The 18,306-nt window shown below is 56.4% G+C and carries 14 protein-coding genes and 1 pseudogene; 2 read left to right on the top strand and 13 right to left on the bottom strand.

The annotated features are described in order from the left end of the window. Nucleotides 1-148: 148 nt before the first annotated feature. Nucleotides 149-343 (bottom strand): 50S ribosomal protein L28, encoded by a 195-nt coding sequence (rpmB, locus tag BBOMB_RS07930; protein WP_081867427.1) that lies wholly within the window; start codon nt 341-343, stop codon nt 149-151. 418 nt (nt 344-761) lie between these two features. Here rpmB and BBOMB_RS07710 point away from each other — a divergent pair, with 418 nt between their 5' ends. Further along, entirely contained in the window at nt 762-1,685 is a 924-nt protein-coding gene (locus BBOMB_RS07710; RefSeq protein ID WP_152570149.1) for a TetR/AcrR family transcriptional regulator, read from the top strand. A 166-nt stretch (nt 1,686-1,851) separates the two neighbouring features. Here BBOMB_RS07710 and BBOMB_RS08570 read toward each other — a convergent pair whose 3' ends face one another. The 5 genes and pseudogenes from BBOMB_RS08570 to metG all read right to left on the bottom strand — a co-directional run bounded on the left by BBOMB_RS08570 (nt 1,852) and on the right by metG (nt 9,604). Beyond that, nucleotides 1,852-3,624, bottom strand: a complete 1,773-nt coding sequence (locus BBOMB_RS08570; RefSeq protein WP_044087651.1) for a CPBP family intramembrane glutamic endopeptidase — start codon at nt 3,622-3,624, stop codon at nt 1,852-1,854. A gap of 87 nt (nt 3,625-3,711) precedes the next feature. Then, nucleotides 3,712-4,875 carry a D-alanine--D-alanine ligase family protein gene (locus tag BBOMB_RS06360; RefSeq protein WP_044087652.1) on the bottom strand — a complete coding sequence of 388 codons (1,164 nt, stop codon included), beginning with the start codon at nt 4,873-4,875 and terminating at the stop codon, nt 3,712-3,714. Between the two features lie 259 nt (nt 4,876-5,134). Then, nucleotides 5,135-6,160, bottom strand: a complete 1,026-nt coding sequence (locus BBOMB_RS06355) for an NAD(P)H-dependent glycerol-3-phosphate dehydrogenase (protein WP_044087689.1) — start codon at nt 6,158-6,160, stop codon at nt 5,135-5,137. Nucleotides 6,161-6,289: 129 nt separating this feature from the next. Continuing rightward, nucleotides 6,290-7,300: a lysophospholipid acyltransferase family protein gene (locus BBOMB_RS06350; protein ID WP_081867426.1), complete on the bottom strand. Its 1,011-nt coding sequence runs from the start codon at nt 7,298-7,300 to the stop codon at nt 6,290-6,292. A gap of 442 nt (nt 7,301-7,742) precedes the next feature. Continuing rightward, nucleotides 7,743-9,604 (bottom strand): annotated as a pseudogene (metG, locus tag BBOMB_RS06345) (methionine--tRNA ligase). 279 nt (nt 9,605-9,883) lie between these two features. Between metG and BBOMB_RS06340 the strand changes: the two are divergent. Further along, complete coding sequence (locus tag BBOMB_RS06340; RefSeq protein ID WP_052377561.1) at nt 9,884-10,714, top strand: hypothetical protein; 831 nt, start codon at nt 9,884-9,886, stop codon at nt 10,712-10,714. Between the two features lie 175 nt (nt 10,715-10,889). Here the strand turns inward: BBOMB_RS06340 and BBOMB_RS06335 are convergent, their stop codons facing one another. The 7 genes from BBOMB_RS06335 to BBOMB_RS06305 form a co-directional block, all read right to left on the bottom strand. After that, nucleotides 10,890-12,275, bottom strand: a complete 1,386-nt coding sequence (locus BBOMB_RS06335) for a zinc ribbon domain-containing protein (protein WP_044087656.1) — start codon at nt 12,273-12,275, stop codon at nt 10,890-10,892. 40 nt (nt 12,276-12,315) lie between these two features. Further along, nucleotides 12,316-12,636 (bottom strand): DUF6574 domain-containing protein, encoded by a 321-nt coding sequence (locus tag BBOMB_RS06330; RefSeq protein ID WP_156097146.1) that lies wholly within the window; start codon nt 12,634-12,636, stop codon nt 12,316-12,318. Beyond that, nucleotides 12,576-13,457 carry a zinc ribbon domain-containing protein gene (locus BBOMB_RS06325; protein ID WP_044093321.1) on the bottom strand — a complete coding sequence of 294 codons (882 nt, stop codon included), beginning with the start codon at nt 13,455-13,457 and terminating at the stop codon, nt 12,576-12,578. Before BBOMB_RS06325 ends, BBOMB_RS06330 begins: the two co-directional genes overlap by 61 nt. 200 nt (nt 13,458-13,657) lie before the next feature. Next, a complete protein-coding gene (gene rsmI / locus BBOMB_RS06320; RefSeq protein WP_081867446.1) occupies nt 13,658-14,647 on the bottom strand; it encodes a 16S rRNA (cytidine(1402)-2'-O)-methyltransferase in 990 nt (329 codons plus the stop codon). 216 nt (nt 14,648-14,863) lie between these two features. Continuing rightward, a complete protein-coding gene (locus BBOMB_RS06315; RefSeq protein WP_044087659.1) occupies nt 14,864-16,090 on the bottom strand; it encodes a glycoside hydrolase family 172 protein in 1,227 nt (408 codons plus the stop codon). 96 nt (nt 16,091-16,186) lie between these two features. Beyond that, nucleotides 16,187-16,840: an RloB family protein gene (locus BBOMB_RS06310; protein ID WP_044087661.1), complete on the bottom strand. Its 654-nt coding sequence runs from the start codon at nt 16,838-16,840 to the stop codon at nt 16,187-16,189. Beyond that, complete coding sequence (locus tag BBOMB_RS06305; RefSeq protein ID WP_081867425.1) at nt 16,837-18,216, bottom strand: AAA family ATPase; 1,380 nt, start codon at nt 18,214-18,216, stop codon at nt 16,837-16,839. The genes BBOMB_RS06310 and BBOMB_RS06305 overlap by 4 nt, the downstream gene beginning before the upstream one ends. Between the last annotated feature and the right edge of the window lie 90 nt (nt 18,217-18,306).

Here is an 18,306-nt window from a genome sequence, read left to right as displayed (position 1 = left end):
CCCGCAAACAAGCCCAGACAGCCCGGTCCAAGAGCATGAGCTACGTCGAACGATACAGTGCATGGCTACGCGCTGGGCGGACAAGCAAAAAGCCCCCGACGACATTCACATCGTCAGAGGCTTGATAATCGTTCTTCGCTATCGCGTTTCACGCAGCTACGCGCTGAATCTTGCCGGCCTTAAGGCACTTGGCGCACACGCGGACTCGACGATTCTCGCCATTTACCGTAGTATGTACGGACTGAAGATTCGGAGCGAAAGTACGCTTATTGCGAATATGTGAATGCGAGACGGTGAAACCGGTACGCGGTCCCTTGCCGCACACTGCGCAACGAGCTGCCATGATAACTCCCTAGATTGTGTTGACTTGCAAGTCTGGCCCTGACAGCACACAAGAGTTCCGTCAAGACACAACATGCCAAGTATACAGCAGTGTCCGACCAAACACTCCGTAGACGAAGCAACGACCCACGGCCGAAAGCTCTTCCTCCATTGAGCGGCACTCCATGAAACCCAATACAAGTCGAGCCAAACATACCGCACAAGTCTTGAAGGACCAAAAAGCAAAACCGCAGATCATTTGACTAGACATTTCCTCAAAGAATGTCGTATTTTATACATACTTAAACACCCGTACTGTCTAGTGTTCGCAAAGAAAAGGCAGTTTAATACACAATTCACTCCTCCAATATCCATTTTTTATATTAATCAGGTAAAATAAAAGCAATTCAGGTCTGAAAGGGTTTGATACAGGGGGTGTGATGGATATGTCAAGACCAAGGCGAAATTCAAACCAGCTTCCGGCTGTCGATCGCATGGAAAATGCCTTCTGGCGCTTGCTGAGCAACAAACGCTATTCCAAAATCACCGTCAAAGACATCGTCGACATGGCTTGCATCAATCGCAACTCGTTCTACTACCACTACGAAAGACTTTCGGATTTGGCTCAAGGCGCCATAGAGGACGCAGTGACCAGTTTGAACAAAGCCTTGCCTGAACTGGTTGAAGACCCCGCGGAATCCTGGCGCCGCATAGTGATCCAATTGTTGGGGCTACCGAAGAACAGCACCCACATCAGCCATCTGGCTCTGGTCATGACGCCGAACAGCTCGGCGGATCTATTGAACTACACACGCACATCCATACGCAATTCCCTCATCCGCGAGCAACATCTCGACCCTGGCAATCTTTCGCTGACTTCGGACATATTGTTGGAATTCACGACGGCGGGTTTGATGGCATTGATAGGAACGTGGCCAAGGGTGTCGAAAACCGCGTCGCTGGATGAACTGGTCACCATCGACGGTGCAGTGCTTGCACGAACCCTATACCTTTCGATTGCCAACGGCGGCATGTCGAACTTCTGGACAAATCTCCTGCAGTCCAACAATCAAGGGTACGAACGAGGATTACCTCATGCCACGCTCAACGACAGCGGGGAATCCAAAGGTCCGCAACTTTCCGGAACCGTCAAGAATCCCGAAGGTTTTCAAAACGCGCCCATGCAGAACGCCATACAGATGCTCAGCAATTATTTCGAAACCCAGCGTCACAACGACATCGCCCACGGATCCGCTCCGGACGACGCACCCACATACGGAAATCGCACCTACGCGGATGCGCAGCGCAAGGACTCGGGCCAGTACCCATTCATGACGGGGCAACCCAACACGGACCTGGGATAATAACCGATCCATTGGGAAGCCGGATCGACACCGGCTTCGGATCCAGCTTCCCAATGGGAAACAACGGCGCTGCGCACTTCTGCGCATCCAAAAGGAAGCCTTTTGCACTGCGAGCGCCCCTCGAATCCATATTCCGCGGTCCAAGGCCGGGAAGACACGAACCAACTTACATGTAGACGGCAGCCAATGTCAGCAAACCCAAAACGATCAGCGCGCAAATCACGCCCGGGTTGCCCAGGACGATTGCGACCCGGCATTGCTTCGGCAGCTCATCAGGAGCCTTATACAGTTTGATGTTCTTATACTTAAGCACCATCACGACGATTCCCGCAAAGAACATCACGACATTGAAGAGGCTCAGCAGCAGGAATCCATATACCGCCGGACCACCGGTGGAAAGCGCCGTCTGCATTCGTCCAAAATTGGCGCTTCCGATATCGTCCATTACCTTCTGGCTCATACCTGCGGTAAGCAGTTCAGGAAGCGCTCCGCCAAACACATTGAAAAGTACATGCAGTGTGATGGTATAGCGAAGCCTTCCCGTACGAACATAGATGTATCCGAGAAGCATACCGAACGCCGTGGCATAGAAGAACTGATACAGATTGGCGTGGTAAAGTCCGAACGCCAGAGACGAGACAAGTATCGCCGTCAGCTCCCCGTATTGCTGAATCCGGTCGATGATGAGTTTCCTGAAGAACAGTTCCTCAAAAATCGGCGCCAGAATAGTGGAGAACAGTATGGTGACCCATAAACTCCCCCCTGAGAGCGCTTCATCCAATCGATTTGAAGCCTGGCCTCCGGACAGGATTCCGGAAAGAGCAGAGCCGATTACGCTCCCGATTTCCGCAATCGGGAAAAGCATCACGAAGCATTCCAGAAAGACCAGCGGAGTCATGCCCGACCGACGCCTCTGCACTTTAGGTAGGGTGCGGAACAACAGCAGGGAAAGCGGCATCGCCACCAGATACAGCGGAAGACTTCCCAAAACGGTCTCCATGTCGTCCTTGTTCATCCCCAAACGGACCAGACCGGGGCCGAAGCCGCTGACCAGCTGATCGGAAAGCACATACCAGAGCAGAATCGTAATGACCAGCGCCCAACCGATTCGCGAAAACACGGATCGGTGCTGCTTCAGGAATTTCACATATGCTGGATTCTTGGCGGGACGAACCGCCACCGGAGCTACCTGATACGGCTGCTGAGTGACGAATTGGGGCTGTTGGAGCTGAGCCGGATATGGCTGCGCGGAATACTGCAAAGGATATGATGACTGAGCCGAAGCCGCTGACTGCGGAATCTGCCATGTCTGGTACTGCTGCTGAGGGCTAGGTTGCGTCGGATACTGCTGCGTTGGGTAGGTCGGAGCCGGGTACGGCTGGGCAGAATGAACAGGTTGCTGTTGCCCCGCCGACAGTTGACTAGGCTGTACCTGATCGCCTTGCGTCTGATTCCCGACGGAAGACCAGAGCGGCTGTTGCTGTCCCGACAAAGGTGCATATGCCTGTGGCTGATACGGCTGATAGCGGTCCATTGGAACCCCATAATTCACGGGCTGACCGGGCATGACCCCATATGACGGAGCCACCGGAGTCTGCGGGGCTACCGGGATTTGCGGAACTATCGGAGCCTGCGGGGTCATTGAAGCCTGTTGAGCCACGGAAGACTGGGACGCAAACGGCACAGCCGAGCCGGCACCCTCTTGGATGCCTACTGCCGGCTTCGCTTGGTAAGGAACCTGCGCCAAATAAGGGCTCCCATCGTTTTGTGCATCATGCCCGCTGCCAGGAGTCACCTCCCAGGAAGAGTCGGCATGACCGGCTTCCCCTGCCTGAGCACTCGATTTCGACGTACCAATGAGATCCTGATTGTCCGGATCCGAAGGTTGCGGTCCATGATCGGAAAGCCACTCATGTCCGTCATGCATATGATCTTCCATTTTTCTGTTCCTTCACCGTTCATCCAACATGTTACGTCACGATTCACCGGCTTGACCAACACAGAGCCATCAAACGTTCTTCTCAGTCTAGACCATGACGGCGTCCAACAGTTCGGTAATGAGCCCGGTGTAGCTCAGACCCGTCGCCTCGAATGCCTTGGGGTACATCGATATCGGGGTAAAACCAGGCATGGTATTGATTTCGTTGACCACCACATCACCATTGGCGCCGACGAAGGTATCCACACGGCTCAGACCTGCACCGTCCACGGCTTTGAATGCTCGTATGGCAATGCGGCGCACCTCGTCCAAAACGGACTGGGGAAGATCGGCGGGAACCTGTACGTGCGAAGCTTCGGAATCCGTGTATTTACTGTCGAAGTCATAGAACTGGTCATCCCCGTCGCTTCTGCGATCTAGCACTATTTCGCCTGGCAACGCGGCACGAGGTTCGCCTCCTTTGACGGGAGCAAGGACCGCACACTCGATTTCGCGCGCGTCGACCCCGTTCTCGATCAGGATTCTCCAATCATGCTGGGAAGCTTCGAACAACGCAGCGGCAAGCTCTCGCTCATCATCTTCGCGCTCCAACTTCGAAACACCGAAACTCGAACCCGCACGCGAAGGCTTGACGAACAACGGATAGCGCAGATGCGCGGCATGTATCGAGTCGAGCACTTTCCTAGCGTCCCTCCCAAAGCCGTCATCGGCATCAAAACCGCGAACGTCCACCGTGATCCCAGGAACGACGGGGATGCCTGCGGCCTGAAGAAGAGTCTTTGTGAAATGTTTGTCCATGCACGCGGCTGACGCGAACACACCGCATCCGACATACGGAACGCCCATCATCTCCAAAAGTCCTTGGACGGTTCCGTCCTCGCCATAAGGCCCATGCAACACGGGAAACACTGCATCGACATGACCGAGCGAACTGAGCGATCCATCCTGCTCACGAATGAAGAAACCTTCACTCCCCTTACCGGTATCAAGTACCACTGAGCGCGCACCGGAAGCTATGACCTCCGGCATCGACGTCGATCCGGCGGCGCCGTCCTGTGAAGCGCCGCCAAGCGAATACGTACGCGGGTCAACCGGACTGACGACCCACTGACCCTCCTTGGTGATGCCGATGGGCACAGGTTCGAAACGATCGGTATCCATGGCACCCAACACTCCGGCAGCCGAAACACAGGAAATCGGATGCTCATCCGCTCTGCCTCCGTACAACACCACAATACGTTTCCTGCGCATAATCCTCCTTAACGCACTGCAAGCGCCTGTGTCGAAGCAACTTGGCCACCGCTGCGAACCTTGTGATCGCCCATGCACCGACACTGCCTTACCTCCAACCATACCAAGGCGCATCTTCAATCAGCCAAGCGCCGGTCGGAAACCACAATCAAACATCCGAAAACATCCGCCCAGCATGGTAGCCAACCATGACGTATAGCAGTGCAGACGTTCAGCATCCTGGGGCCCAGCAAAAACGGGCTGCCCGCAATCCCCTCCGTTACTCCTCATCGAAACTGGGACCCGAACCAAGCAGTTCGGAGAATATCCGCTTACAGGACAACCCCTCGTTCAACACACGATTGACGCCGCTCGCCAATGGTGTAGGGACATGGAGCTCCTTCCCCATACGCACCACCGCATCGGCGGTGGGAACCCCCTCCGCCACACCGTTGCTGAGTTCCTTCGCCTCTTGCATGCTCATGCCTCGGCCGATGTTGGCACCAAACGTATAGTTACGGCTCAAGGGCGACCCGCATGTGGCGATCAGATCACCTATTCCGGCCAAGCCGTGGAATGTTTTGGCGCTTGCCCCCGAAGCCACGCCTAGAGCCGTCAGTTCCACAAGTCCACGGGTCTGAACCATTGCAGCGGTGTTCTGGCCGTATCCGGCACCGTGCACCATGCCGACGGCGAGCGCCACCACGTTCTTGAGCGACCCGCACATCTCGACTCCGATCACATCCGTAGTAACGAATGCCCTGAAATATGGGGTGGAACAGGCTTTAGCCACCTTGCGCGCCACTTCGATATCGCAACAGGCCACCACGGTCGCACCTGGTTCGCGCGCCGCGACCTCCTTGCTCAGATTCGGCCCTGACACCGCTACGAATCGCTCCCGAGGCAACGCCAACGCCTCGCACACAACCTCATCCATACGTTGGCCGGTGCTGCGTTCTATGCCCTTCATCAGGGAGACCACGATCGCATCCTGCGGCAGGATTGCCCTGAAGGACTCCAAAGCCTCACGTGCGTATTGTGCGGCTATGGCCACCACCACGATCTGGGCATCACGGACTGCGGCCGACCTGTCACCGGTGGCGGTGATGTTGTCGGGCAGCCGATCGACGCTGGGCAGACGTTGGACATTGCGGCGGTCCTCCACGATGCTTCGGACTATTTCGGGTTCGCGTGCCCATAAAGTCACATCATTGCCGGCATCGGCCAACACCTGGGCGAACGCCGTTCCCCAGGCACCCGCGCCGAGCACCGTTATCCTATGCAGGGGCTTGTCAGAATTTCCCATAACTTCAATCACCTTGTTCCTGTTTTGCCTCCATGGTATCGACACCGCTTCCCTGCCACATCGAACCATGCACATTCCATCGTCGTTCAGACATCCGCCGGCCATCCCGACGGGACCGAGCCGACGAACCTACATGTCAACGGGCTGATCGGGCAAACCTCCCGCCGGACCGTCAGCACCGGGGTGACGCATGCCATCATCGCAAGCAGCGGCATAATCCATCCCGCCCGCTCCTAGGGCCGAATCGAGCTCTCGAGGACGCGGGACACGCGTCATCGTCGGATAGTCCCAATACCCTTTGGCGGGCGGTTCCTCACCGCGAATCTCGGCCATGAGGGTCTCCAGACGGAATCGGACACGGGCGGTAAGCTTACGCACAGATTCCATCGGCGGTTCCTCACCCCATCCATCCATGCCGACGAGCAGATCGGAATAGTCCAGCCTCTCGTCAAAGCACATGACCACGTTCTTCCTGGGCCACGGGAACCATTGATTGATGCTGGCGGCACCCCATGTGGCCGTACAGTACAACGGCACCTGACGCCCCAGACGACGCGAGGATTCCAAAGCGATGATGCCTATGCCGTCCTTCAGGCTCATGGGCCATTTCAAAGGGTCGCGGGTGAGCGTGCCCTCAGGCCATATGGTCAGGGGACGGCCGGAGGTGAGTATTTTTATGGATTCCTCTTCGATGATCTTCGCCTTGCCGCTGCGACGGGGAACCGGCTGCATGCCCACCAATTGAAGCCACTTGCCGACCAACGGCCAGCGGGTCAGCTCAGCCTTGGCCATGTACCGCGGACGGCGACCCATATGGAACATTGCCACCATCGGCACGAACACATCGTACATCGAAACATGGGTCGCCGCAGCGATGAAGGGACCCGTGGCCGGAACACGATCCAAGCCCCAGGCCCTGACCTTGCTGCGGTTGCGCAGCACCTTCGAGGCACCCTCAAGCAAACGTTCGGTGGCCTTGGGATGTTGCGCGTCAATCTCGGCCCGATTTGGGCGCTTTACCCCCGTTGGGTAATACCGGGTCGGATCGACGAGAAGATGCCGCTCACCGAGACGTTCGACCTGCTCGTCGCTCAACGGACTAACAGCGCTGCGCGGGGACGGTTTTCCTTTGGAAGTCATGTGTCCATTGTGCCGCATGGCTTGGAACAGACGTATCGGATTCCAGCGGATAAAGAGAAACCCGGTGAGGTTGGCACCGGGTTAAGAGAAGAAGAGGGTTCAATTATAAAGTCCCTTACGGGAACTGCCTGTGAACTATCCACCGGCTTGACTATTGTAATCAGGCATTCCTTGGAGGAACAATGGCTCAAGCTTGGAAAATGCTGAAAAACAATCTGTCCGACCTACACCTCAGCACACATGAGTCATGATTGCACGAACCATGGTTACTCGAGTCATAGTCACTGGCCCAACGATCGCATGAATCCGCCCTGCCAACACACACGAAAGAGCGGAAGCCTGCACAACAACGAACCCGCATTCCGACGGCATAACGACCCAACCAGCAGTGAGCGAACCGCATCCTGCATATGGAAAACGGCTCGCCTCTGCTACAGGTACCTTAATCGCCGAGCTTGCCTTTTTCAGCCTGCAGACGTTCCTCCTCGGCGGCCTTACGGCGGACCGAATCGGCTTCGAAACGGTCAAGCTCCTCAGCCACCGCCTCCTCGGGTATCTTTTCGAAAATCGGTGAAGGCTGCGGTACCTCAGTACCGACCACCAACGCCTCGCTGGCCCACGGATGCACCGTACTTCCCAGTTCGTAGTCACCCGTGATGATCGGATACTTGAAGCCTGGCTTGTCCAAATCCTCCACTTCTTCGATGCGCGGCAATGGTGAGAACGTACCGGTTCCACCGAGGGCCTCCCATACCTTCTGCGCCGAATGGGGCAAGAATGGAGCGAGCAGATGGTTCGCGTCCGAAACCGCTTGGGCGCAGGTGTGGAGCACCGTTCCCAGACGGGCATCGTCATCCTTGATCTTCCAAGGTTCGGCGGCAGAAATGTATTTGTTGATGTCGCCCACCAACCTCATGACCTCAAGCAAAGCGGCCTTCTGGCGATGGCGTTCGATGAGATCGCCGACCACATCGAACGCGGTGGCGCTTTCCTCAAGCAAAGCGCGATCCTCGTTCGTCATGGAATCTTCATCCAAGGGGGGTATCTGACCGAACTTGCGATGAATGAGATTGGCGACGCGATTGACGAGATTACCCCAGCTTGATGCCAATTCCTCATTGTTGTGGCGTACGAACTCAGCCAAGTGAAGTCGGCGTCGCTGGTCTCCGGGCCAGCCACGGAAATGTAGTATCTCACAGCGTCCACGGGATAGCGCGCAAGGATATCCTTGACGTAGATGACGACCCCTCGGGATGAGCTGAACTTCTTGCCCTCCATCGTCATGAACTCGCTGGCCACCACTTGCTCCGGTAGGTTGAGGCGACCCAGCGGGCCGGATTCACCACCCCTAGAACCCTCACCGTCATATGCGAGAATCTCGGAAGGCCATATCTGCGAATGGAATGTGATGTTGTCCTTACCCATGAAGTAATAGGCTGGGGACTTCGAATCGTTCCACCATTCGCGCCAAGCCTCAGGCTTCCCTTGCCGACGTGCCCATTCGATGGACGCCGAAAGATAGCCAATGACCGCATCAAACCAGACGTACAACCTTTTGTTTGGATTGTCAATCCAACCGTCAACCGGCACAGGAATGCCCCAGTCGATATCGCGCGTAATGGCACGGGGCTTGACTTCCTTGAACAAGCCCAATGAGAAGTTGATGACGTTCGTCCGCCAGCCTTCGCGTGACTGAAGCCACTTCAGATTCGCCTCCGCGAGCGCCGGCAGGTCGAGGAAGAAATGCTCGGTCTCTTCAAAGCGCGGAGTTTCACCGTTGATTTTAGAAACAGGGTTGATGAGCTCATCAGGGTCAAGCTCGTTGCCACAATTGTCGCACTGGTCACCACGGGCTCCGTCTGCGCCGCAAATCGGGCAAGTCCCCTCGATGTAGCGATCGGGCAGCGTGCGCCCGGTCGAGGGTGAGATGGCGACCTTCTGAGTGCCTTTGTAAATATACCCGTTCACCATGCACTGGCGGAACATCTCCTGCACAACCCGCTCATGGTTCCCCGTGGTCGTCCGGGTGAATAGGTCATAGCTCAAGCCCAGATCGCACAGGTCTTTGGCGATGACGCGATTGTAACGGTCAGCCAGCTCCTGGGCGCTTACACCCTCCTTATCCGCCTCCACGAGAATGGGGGTGCCATGCTCGTCCGTCCCGGAAACCATGAGCACATCATTGCCTTTCATGCGTTCATAGCGCGCATATACATCCGAGGGGACGCCAAAACCGGCAACATGGCCGATATGCCGCGGACCATTGGCGTAAGGCCAAGCGACGTTAACCAAAATATGAGTCATACGTAAGATTATCAGGCCCAGCGGGGACAGCAAGCCCCAAATACGGTGGAAAACTCTATCAATCGCCCGGCCGACGCGGGAATACGAGACCGGGACCAAGTTATTCACAGATGGATTCACCTTTCACTTCCAACGCTGCGAAGTTACCCACATATCCACTTTTTCCGCATACGCGTTGGCGCTGGAACGCAAAACCACTTAGGATTCCGGCCATGGATACGAAAAGCGAATCCATGCACCGTTGACGAAGACGGTAGGAGAACACAGAAAGGAGCTCTTATGCAGACCGTCGAACCAGTGCGCGAGGCGATGCAGACATTTGAAGCCAAACCCCAAGCCCTAGCCCGAACAAGACCACCCGACACCAGGCCGCCGGCCTCTCCCCGACAATCAGGAAGACCGCCCCGCATAGGAAGCGTACGGCGCTCCGATGACGCGCGGTCACGCCTTCGTAACATCCCGATCGGAACGCAGAAAACACCCGCAACCGGGCAGAACCGTGGCGGATCGACGGACAGGCCATCATCGGCAACGGAACCCCTGCTTGATGCCAGGGGACTTCCAGGACCCATGAGCGTGCGTCTGCTGGACGGCTGCGGGGTCCTACGCCCACTGGACGACACCTGGTGCTATCTCTCCCGATATGCTCGTACGCTGTTCGGCCGAGGCATCATCATGACCAACCTCGTGCCATCACGATCGACCGCATGCTCCCTCACGGCAGCTTGGGTCTGGTTGGGAGGAGAACTGCCCGATTTCATCGACGTGCTTTCGCGATCGCACTACCGATCGACGGTATGCGGGCGGGCGATACGCACCTATGACCGTAAAGTCACCGCGAAGCAGACAAGGCGCATCGGAGATCTCGCCGTCACCTCGCCGGCCCGCACTGCCTGCGACGTCATTCTTCTTGCTCGGGGCCTTGAATCCGATGACGTGGATGACTGGAATGGACGGCACCGTGACTTGGCGCGTGAAACCGCCTGTGCACTCATGACGGATTTCCACTTCAAGCCGCAGGATTGCCTCGACATCCTGGACGAGAACCGTGGTTGGCCAGGCGCACCTCAGGCCCGCAGATTCTTCGAATCGATTCGGTACTGCTTCTGATCGGGACAGGGCCGCCTCACGCGAACTCATTCACGCACGGTTTTCCGGTCGTCACGAGGACAAGTGCGCAGACCAATACGAATGCGAACCATCACACAGCCGTATCGGGCTGAGATGCAAGGCGCAATAGCGCGAAGATACGCTTGGGACCACGAAGGAATAAATCCGGGTGAAATTAGTCGAAATCGACCGTAAGCTTGTCGTCCTTGATGCTGAACTTACCGCTGACCAAGCCGGAATCGGTCGTCGTGCTGTCTTTCCAATCCTCGTTTTCGGTAAAGCGGTACTGATAGGCGATGCGCGAGTAAATGGGCTCGGTCGTGAACGTGCTTGAACTTAAGCTGAACCGATCCAGTTTGACGGAACCATTGGTCACGCTACGGGTTATGTTGGTCACGGCTTCATTGGTATAACTCTGGAAATCGCCATTCGAAAAGGCACAACCCTGCATGGCGAGGTCCTTGCTTGCCTCGCATGAATCGACATGCTTGCGCACCTGGCCCAACAGGTCGTCCTTCAACGCCGCAGTCGCCCGTGCAACGAGGTACACCGACGCATCCTTGCCGTCCAACTTCACTGAATCCGATTCAAAATATTTGGATTGCGGCAACTTGGCGGTCTCTACAACCGGATACGTCGGCAAAGCGTAGCTGGTCATATCCTTGAGCACGTCATCTTCATCGCCCGAAGGCACGTCGGGCGCGGTCACCGACTTCCTATGCATGCCTGCTTTGGCGAGATTGACGTCGATGCCGTTGACCTCAACATGGGTGAAGGCGTCGGGAACGGCTATGTTCACGGTATCGATCATTGGAGTGTTGATCTTCCACGAGTTGAAAAACAGCATCCGCCTGCCCGAAGGCTGCATGATCATCCGTTTTTCATGACTCACCCCATTGAGGGTATAGCTTACCTCAGCGACGCGGTCAGGCGAATTCGGCACGGTATGGGTAGGAGCGACCTGCACGTTCTGCATGCGCTTGCTGGCATCCTTGGCGGCATCATCATGAAGCAGCACCCGCGAATCGTTTTCTATCCCGGGATCAACCATTTTCGATGCGGACTCAAACCTGCCTTCAGCTACGGCGCTCACATAGGATTCCAGCATCTTATCCGGTGTGAACACGAAATTTTTCAGCACGATGTATGCACCGGCCAGGAGCACGACAACAACGGCCACCACCGAGCAGATGACGACGGTACGCCGTGACGGACCATGATGCTCGGGACTCGCAACGGTCCCTTCATCAGCGCTATTGGAAGCCTCGTATCCAAGACCGGCCTGAGGCTGCGCAGGCTGTGGCGTGATGACCGGAGCGAGCACGGCTGTGGGATCTGAGGTGGGCATAGCAACCGGGGACGGTTCATGGAAATCCATCAACGTGGTTTCCCCATCGGAAGTAGCCGAGGGCATAGGAACCGGGGTCGTCGCAGCGGTGTCGATTGGAGCGGAATCAGCATTGCCGTTCTCAGCCGAACGAGCCGACTCCTGCGGCTTACCGCAATGCGTGCAGAATCTGGAATCCGCATCGATATCCGTACCGCAGTAAACGCATTTCATCACATATCCCCTTTGTCCAAATACATCCAAATCGAAATCGTCACAGCAACGCCTGCAACACAGCCGTCCCCGCTATGGCCAAAGCAAGCAAGGCCATGACGAAAAGCGCAAGTACCTCAACGAGGATGAAAAGCAACCAAGTCCAGTATGTATCAAGCTTCGGCCTATCGGGGCAACGGGCGGTAAGGAAGAGGGGCTTGAGCGGAGCCAACGCGATTTCGAACATGAGCAGCACCAACGCGAAGGCCGTCCCTCCAAGCAGCACGAACAGCACCAGCACAAGATTGAAAGCGACCGATACTACGCCGAGTCTGGCGAATTCATGATGGATCTGTTGGAAGGTTTCGACGCTTCCAAACATCTTTTTGCCGATGAAGCGATAAGCGCCAACGCATAGACGGCTACTGAGAATGCGATCCACAAACGTATGAACCCGGCAAAGCCGACGCGCGGAGCTTCGATTTGCGGGCCGGACGTCCATCCACCAGTCATCATTTCAGTGGCGCCCCCCAAAAGATTGTTGACACCACGCTCAGCCGAACCCAGCACATTGTTCGCCGCAAAGAAACATACAAGCGAGAGCGACAACGAATCCGCGAACATGACCAGGCAGGACCACCACCAAGGAACAAATTGGATGGCCGAAGGATGTTTCAGGGAATCCAGCAACCACGCGAAGAACATGTTGGCGGTCGAACCCGCAGCACCCGCAGCGCCATTGGCGCCGCCGTTGGTGCCACCATTGACAGTAGCACCCGTGGGGACTGACGGGCGTGAAGCCATCAGCGTGTCCGTTTCAAAGTGAGGCACGGACGGCGACGGAGAAGAGAACGGCGGCTGCGGTCCATCTGCCCGTCCAGGCGAAGCGACCGGAGGAATACGCGCCGAAACTGGTCGCGACGCCGCCGGAGAAGCCGAGTCGGCACCGCCTTTAGCGAAGGGGGAGGATGAAGAGGGAACGGCGGCATCAGGAGCGTCACCAACGCCAAAGCCACCTGCAATCGCCCCGCCCGGAAGCGGAACTTGCGGAACCCCGTTGGGCAATATAGACGGAACCTCACCTTGACCCGGTTGCGACGGTTGAAGCGAATCGGGCGGCACTGCATCGAAATGCCTGCCGCATTGCCCGCAGAACTCGGCCGTCTGAGGATTCCCAGCCCCACATGCGGTGCATATCTTCATCTTTTACTCCCCATTGAAAGAATGGACCACGAATACCCTATCATCGATAGAAATGCATGATAATTGCCTTCAGCAAACCATAAGGTTCTGACAATCCGGCGATGCCTCACTATCGTTCCCCCGCATCGTGACGATGCATGACGGCCCATCGCGTACCTGTGGCCGCTGGCGGCAAAGGGGGCTGTCTTATAAGCATAAATTCATGCCTTACCCTGCTTCCTGAGCACTTGGGAATATATCTCCTTGCGGTTGGGCAGCGAGCCGTCCGGCAATGGGTGCTCCTGCGCCGTCACAGCGATGGCGTCCTTGACGCGCAGCCCTTCATCCCGCGCACGGGCCAACGCCAAATCGGCGAGCGCTTCAGGGCCGAGAACCGTTCCAACTTCCATCGCCGCCCCAGCCGCTCTCGTCTCGTCACCGCTCGCCCCTGCGACGACGAGCACGATCTCACCGCGCGGAGGATCGTCAAGAACGGATTGACGAATCTGTGCGATGGTGCCACGCCGAACCTGTTCATGGTCCTTGGTCAGTTCGCGTGCCATCGCCATGAGACGCTCGGAGCCGAACACTTCGAGGATGTCCGCCATCGACTCGTCGATGCGATGCAGGGTCTCATACCATACGATGGTTCGCGGTTCAGACAGCATGGTGCGCAGGTAACGGATGCGTTCAGCGTGGCGGCGCGGCAGGAATCCCTCATAGCAGAACCTATCGGTCGGCAGTCCCGAAAGCGCGAGCGCATCGAGCACGGCGCTTGGCCCTGGGGCGCATGTGACCGGGATGCCGCGTTCTATGGCCCGGCGCACGATCGCCAGACCCGGATCGTTGATGGTCGGCATGCCCGCATCGGAAACCACCAGCACCGTCGCCCCACGCTCCGCATCATCAAGCAGGCCATCCGCCTTGCCACGCTCATTGTGGTCATGGTAGGCTACCACCTTGCCGCCCACCCTGACCCCAAGTCTATTGGCCAGATCGTAAAGACGGCGGGTATCCTCGGCAGCCACGATGTCGGCACGTTCAAGCAGCGCCACAAGACGCGGAGAAGCATCGCCCACATTGCCGATCGGGGTGGCGGCGAGCACCACGGTGCCTGCAGGCATGACGATTCCGCACCCCACAGCCTTGACCTGCGTTCCGAAGGCCATCTCCGGCCCAGATCCGATGTTCTCTTCATACTTAAGCGTCATATGACCAGTATGACGCAGGATGTGTATGAGCGAGGGCCGAGGACGCGGCGAATCGATGGGACGAGTCGCACTCCGGTGTTTTAGGAAAACCTTCGGCTTGGAACACACGTCATCAGAATTCAGCCTCTGCCTGACGAGCCACGAAGGCAGGATGCTTGCGGCAACGCCCGCTTTATCAGTAGGAAATCGCACGCGTCGGCATACCGACCGACAGAGTCACCTGGGCTGGCGGAAATGACGGTCGCCGATGGCGGGGAACGGCGTATGAGGTTCGGTTTGATACCAATAGGCTACCGAAGCCACGTCGTCGCTGCGTTCGAAGAGGCCGTTCTCGTCCGTGCCGATCTGCTGCAGAGTAACGCGCAGATCATGTTGGAAGTAGATCGGGTCGGGCAGATGCCACCGGTACAGTCCGCGCATCACCGGCGTGGCCTGGTCCCAGTAACGGCTTTCACGCCCGACCAAGGACCGAGAGTAGAAGGGAAAACCCACGAACGGGCTACAGTAGGTTTGTTCACTCATCTCGCCGGGTGCCGGGCAATGCGCTCCGCGAAGCCCTTCCGCACCGAAGCGGTGATCGTACGCGGAACCGGTAACGCCCGATGAACCGGCGCCGTCCCCGAAGTCGGAGAAGCTCCATGCCCCGCCGAAGTAATCCTCGGTACCGGTACTCGTCCAAGTCGGATGGTCCTCGTCCCCGTCGATGTACATCTTCACTTCACCTTCGCCCCACCAACGGCTTTCGAGAGCGGTGAGGGCCAGATACATGCCGACGAACGCACCCTGCCCTCTGACGCCGTCGAGCACCGTGTAGTCGTGAGCCTCGGTGGTGACCCGTTCGCGCCTCCACTGGGCATGGAAACGCAGGGCGTCCTCAGGCAATGCGTCGTACTCGGTGTAGTCGATTTGGTAGAAGAAGGCGGGCACATCCTCGTTGTGGTCGTTGCGCAGGACGATTCTCGCATGTTCGAACGGCATGGAGAAGTAGGAGTTGAACCCGCGGTTGGGCGCCACCATGATCGGCAGCGAGTCGATGCGGCAGGCCTGGGCGTGGCCGCAGCAGAAGAAGTCGCCGATGGGGCATACGACGGAAGGCTCCTCCTCGCCGTCCCAGTAGAACTCCAGGATGAGGTTGCGCAGCACGTTCGGGCCGTTGGGCGAGGTCTTGCCGGTGACGGTCATCCAGATGTGGCGGATCACGCCCGGACCATCCACATCCATCAGGGTCGCCGTTCCTCCGGCAGGAATGGTTCCCAGGCAAGGTGTCCCCTTGCGACCCGGTCCGAGCCCACTGGCGCTCATCGCGCCACGGCCCTTCTCGCCATGCGGGTTCTCCGCGTTGACGCACCGTGAACGTCCGGAAGAGCGCAGGGCCACGCCGTCAAGCAAGCCGCCTAAATTTGCACACGACCCCGCCGCATGGAACAGGTTTTCTTCTCCCATCACAATCCCCTCTGTCGAGCTACCACAGAGTAGCTTAGATTACAAAACTCACCTCAACAAGCCTGAGAACAACCATCCCCACACCTCACGTGGGTTTCAGCCTCGCTCAATCATATTGATGATATCAACCATGTCGGTCCAAGGCGCAAAGTCTTGCTCATGACAATCTGCAAGTTCCTGGCGCCAATGCGCCTTTTGCTCCGAATTGTGCCTAAGCGCGTTGGCTTTGGCTGCTTCCAGTTTGCCTTCAATGGAGTCTTCACGGATAGACTTATTGTTTCTTCCCGCTGTTATTCCTAGCGTCTTGGCCAGTTCCTCGACCTCCTTCGTTCCCTTATGGCTCTCAGGACAGAGTCGTATATGATCCACCAGCCAAACTTCGAAACATGGGTTCGAAATTATCAACTTCATACCAGCCTTTTGGCATGTTTTTTGTGCCAAGCGGAGTTGCGAAGCGGTGTATTCATCGACATCCACCACTACCCACACTGCCCTATATCCATCAACACCTGCGTCTTTGGCAGCATTTTTCTTGCACTCCACTGCAAGAGAAGCCAACTTGGAAGGGTCACAGTGGTCCCACCTATAATCAATGGCCACGTCGAATAATTTCCTAAGGTGAAGAAAGTACTGTTTTTCGGTTACTTCGCCTCCGCCGACTATCAGATATCGCACCTTACGCCTATGATGCCCACGGCGAACATTGCGCCCGTGCTGCAATTCCCCCGCGTTCGAGCGATGATCTTTCATAAGGCACCCCCGATTCCCATACCGACCAGGGCATCGCCACCGTCATCGCTATACGCCGTATCGGCGTCAGCACCGGTTTCGTGCTCGTTGAGGATTTGTGCAAACAATTCGTGGAATTCAGGTCGTGGTACCGCACCATAAACGCCGTTGAGATAATTTCTTCCCATATTTTCCGTTTTGCGCACACCTAAATCACTGGCTGGGAAAATCTCGGAAGCGCCATCCATCCCTTTTTCAACAAACCAAAGCTGATCAGGGTCCAGCAACCGCGACGCGGAGCCGTAAACCATGATCAGCGATACGTCATGTGCCGTGAAAATCAGCTGCGAATTGTGCGGGTTGGTCTCCTTATCGGTAAAAAGCTCGACAAATTCCTTTACCAATGACGGATGCAAGCTCGTGTCTATTTCATCCACAAGCACAACGGACTGCTCTGAAAGACTGCTCAACGCTAGGGAAAAGAACGAAAGTGCACCCAGCGTTCCGTCAGATTCTTGTTCAGCCGGGAACCGAACCTCCTTGCCACCGACTTTGGTGTGGCTAAACATCAATCGCACCTCAGCCGGATCAGTAAAAATCTGATCGAATTTGGATTCGTCGACACCAAGGTCCTTCCGCAGTTGCCCCTTGATTTGGGACAACAGGATGGGATCTATAGTCTCCTTTTGTGCACTGAGCCCATCAATGCCGAAATCAGCATAACTGATCAACTTCGAAAGATTCTTACCAAATTCAGTATGTTTGGAAAGCTGATCGACGATACGCATCTGCTCCACTTTGAATGCAGAGGCTTTGCAGTAACTGATTCGGCGGAAAAAATCGAAAGCAGGTTTGGTAACCTCTAGTCCCGCCGCGGCCGCAGCAGAAAGCACCAAGGCATCCGGACGCTGGGATACGGTGGATTCCAACAGGCCACCCGCGCCGAAGGACGCCCCAAATTCCACACCGTTTGCATCACGCGAATATAGCTTGGACGGTCTTGAGGAAAGCCGCTCCCCGATTCGCCTATACACATACAGAGACTCATCCACCACCGAAGATCCTTGATAACTGAAGCGATACTCATACTCCATTCCATCACAGGCCCGGAAACGTATGTAAAATCTTGTGGGCTCATCAGCCCCATGACCCCCATCAGCTGCCAGAGCAAACGCATTCTTGGCGCCACCTTTGTAGCTTATACCCTGCTTATAGCTCTGAAGAACGCAAGTTACCATTTGCGCAAATGCACTGAGGAAGTTGGATTTCCCTGAAGCGTTCGCGCCATAAATAGCCGTCACAGTAGAAGGCGACGACCCTTTTTTGCTCGGCATCATGGAAAACGACTGGGCATCTCGGAAACTCCGAAAGTTTGAAAAAGAAAAATCTAACAACATTGTAGGCCGCCCATACTCTAAAATCTAGTGGAAACACGCTTTCGATATAAAATTATAGCACGAAATTGCATTTTTCGTATTTTCTTTACC

Source organism: Bifidobacterium bombi DSM 19703 (assembly GCF_000737845.1).
Lineage (GTDB): Bacteria > Actinomycetota > Actinomycetes > Actinomycetales > Bifidobacteriaceae > Bifidobacterium > Bifidobacterium bombi.
The sequence above is the reverse complement of the archived record's forward strand: the minus strand, read 5'-3'. Positions and strand labels throughout refer to the sequence as shown.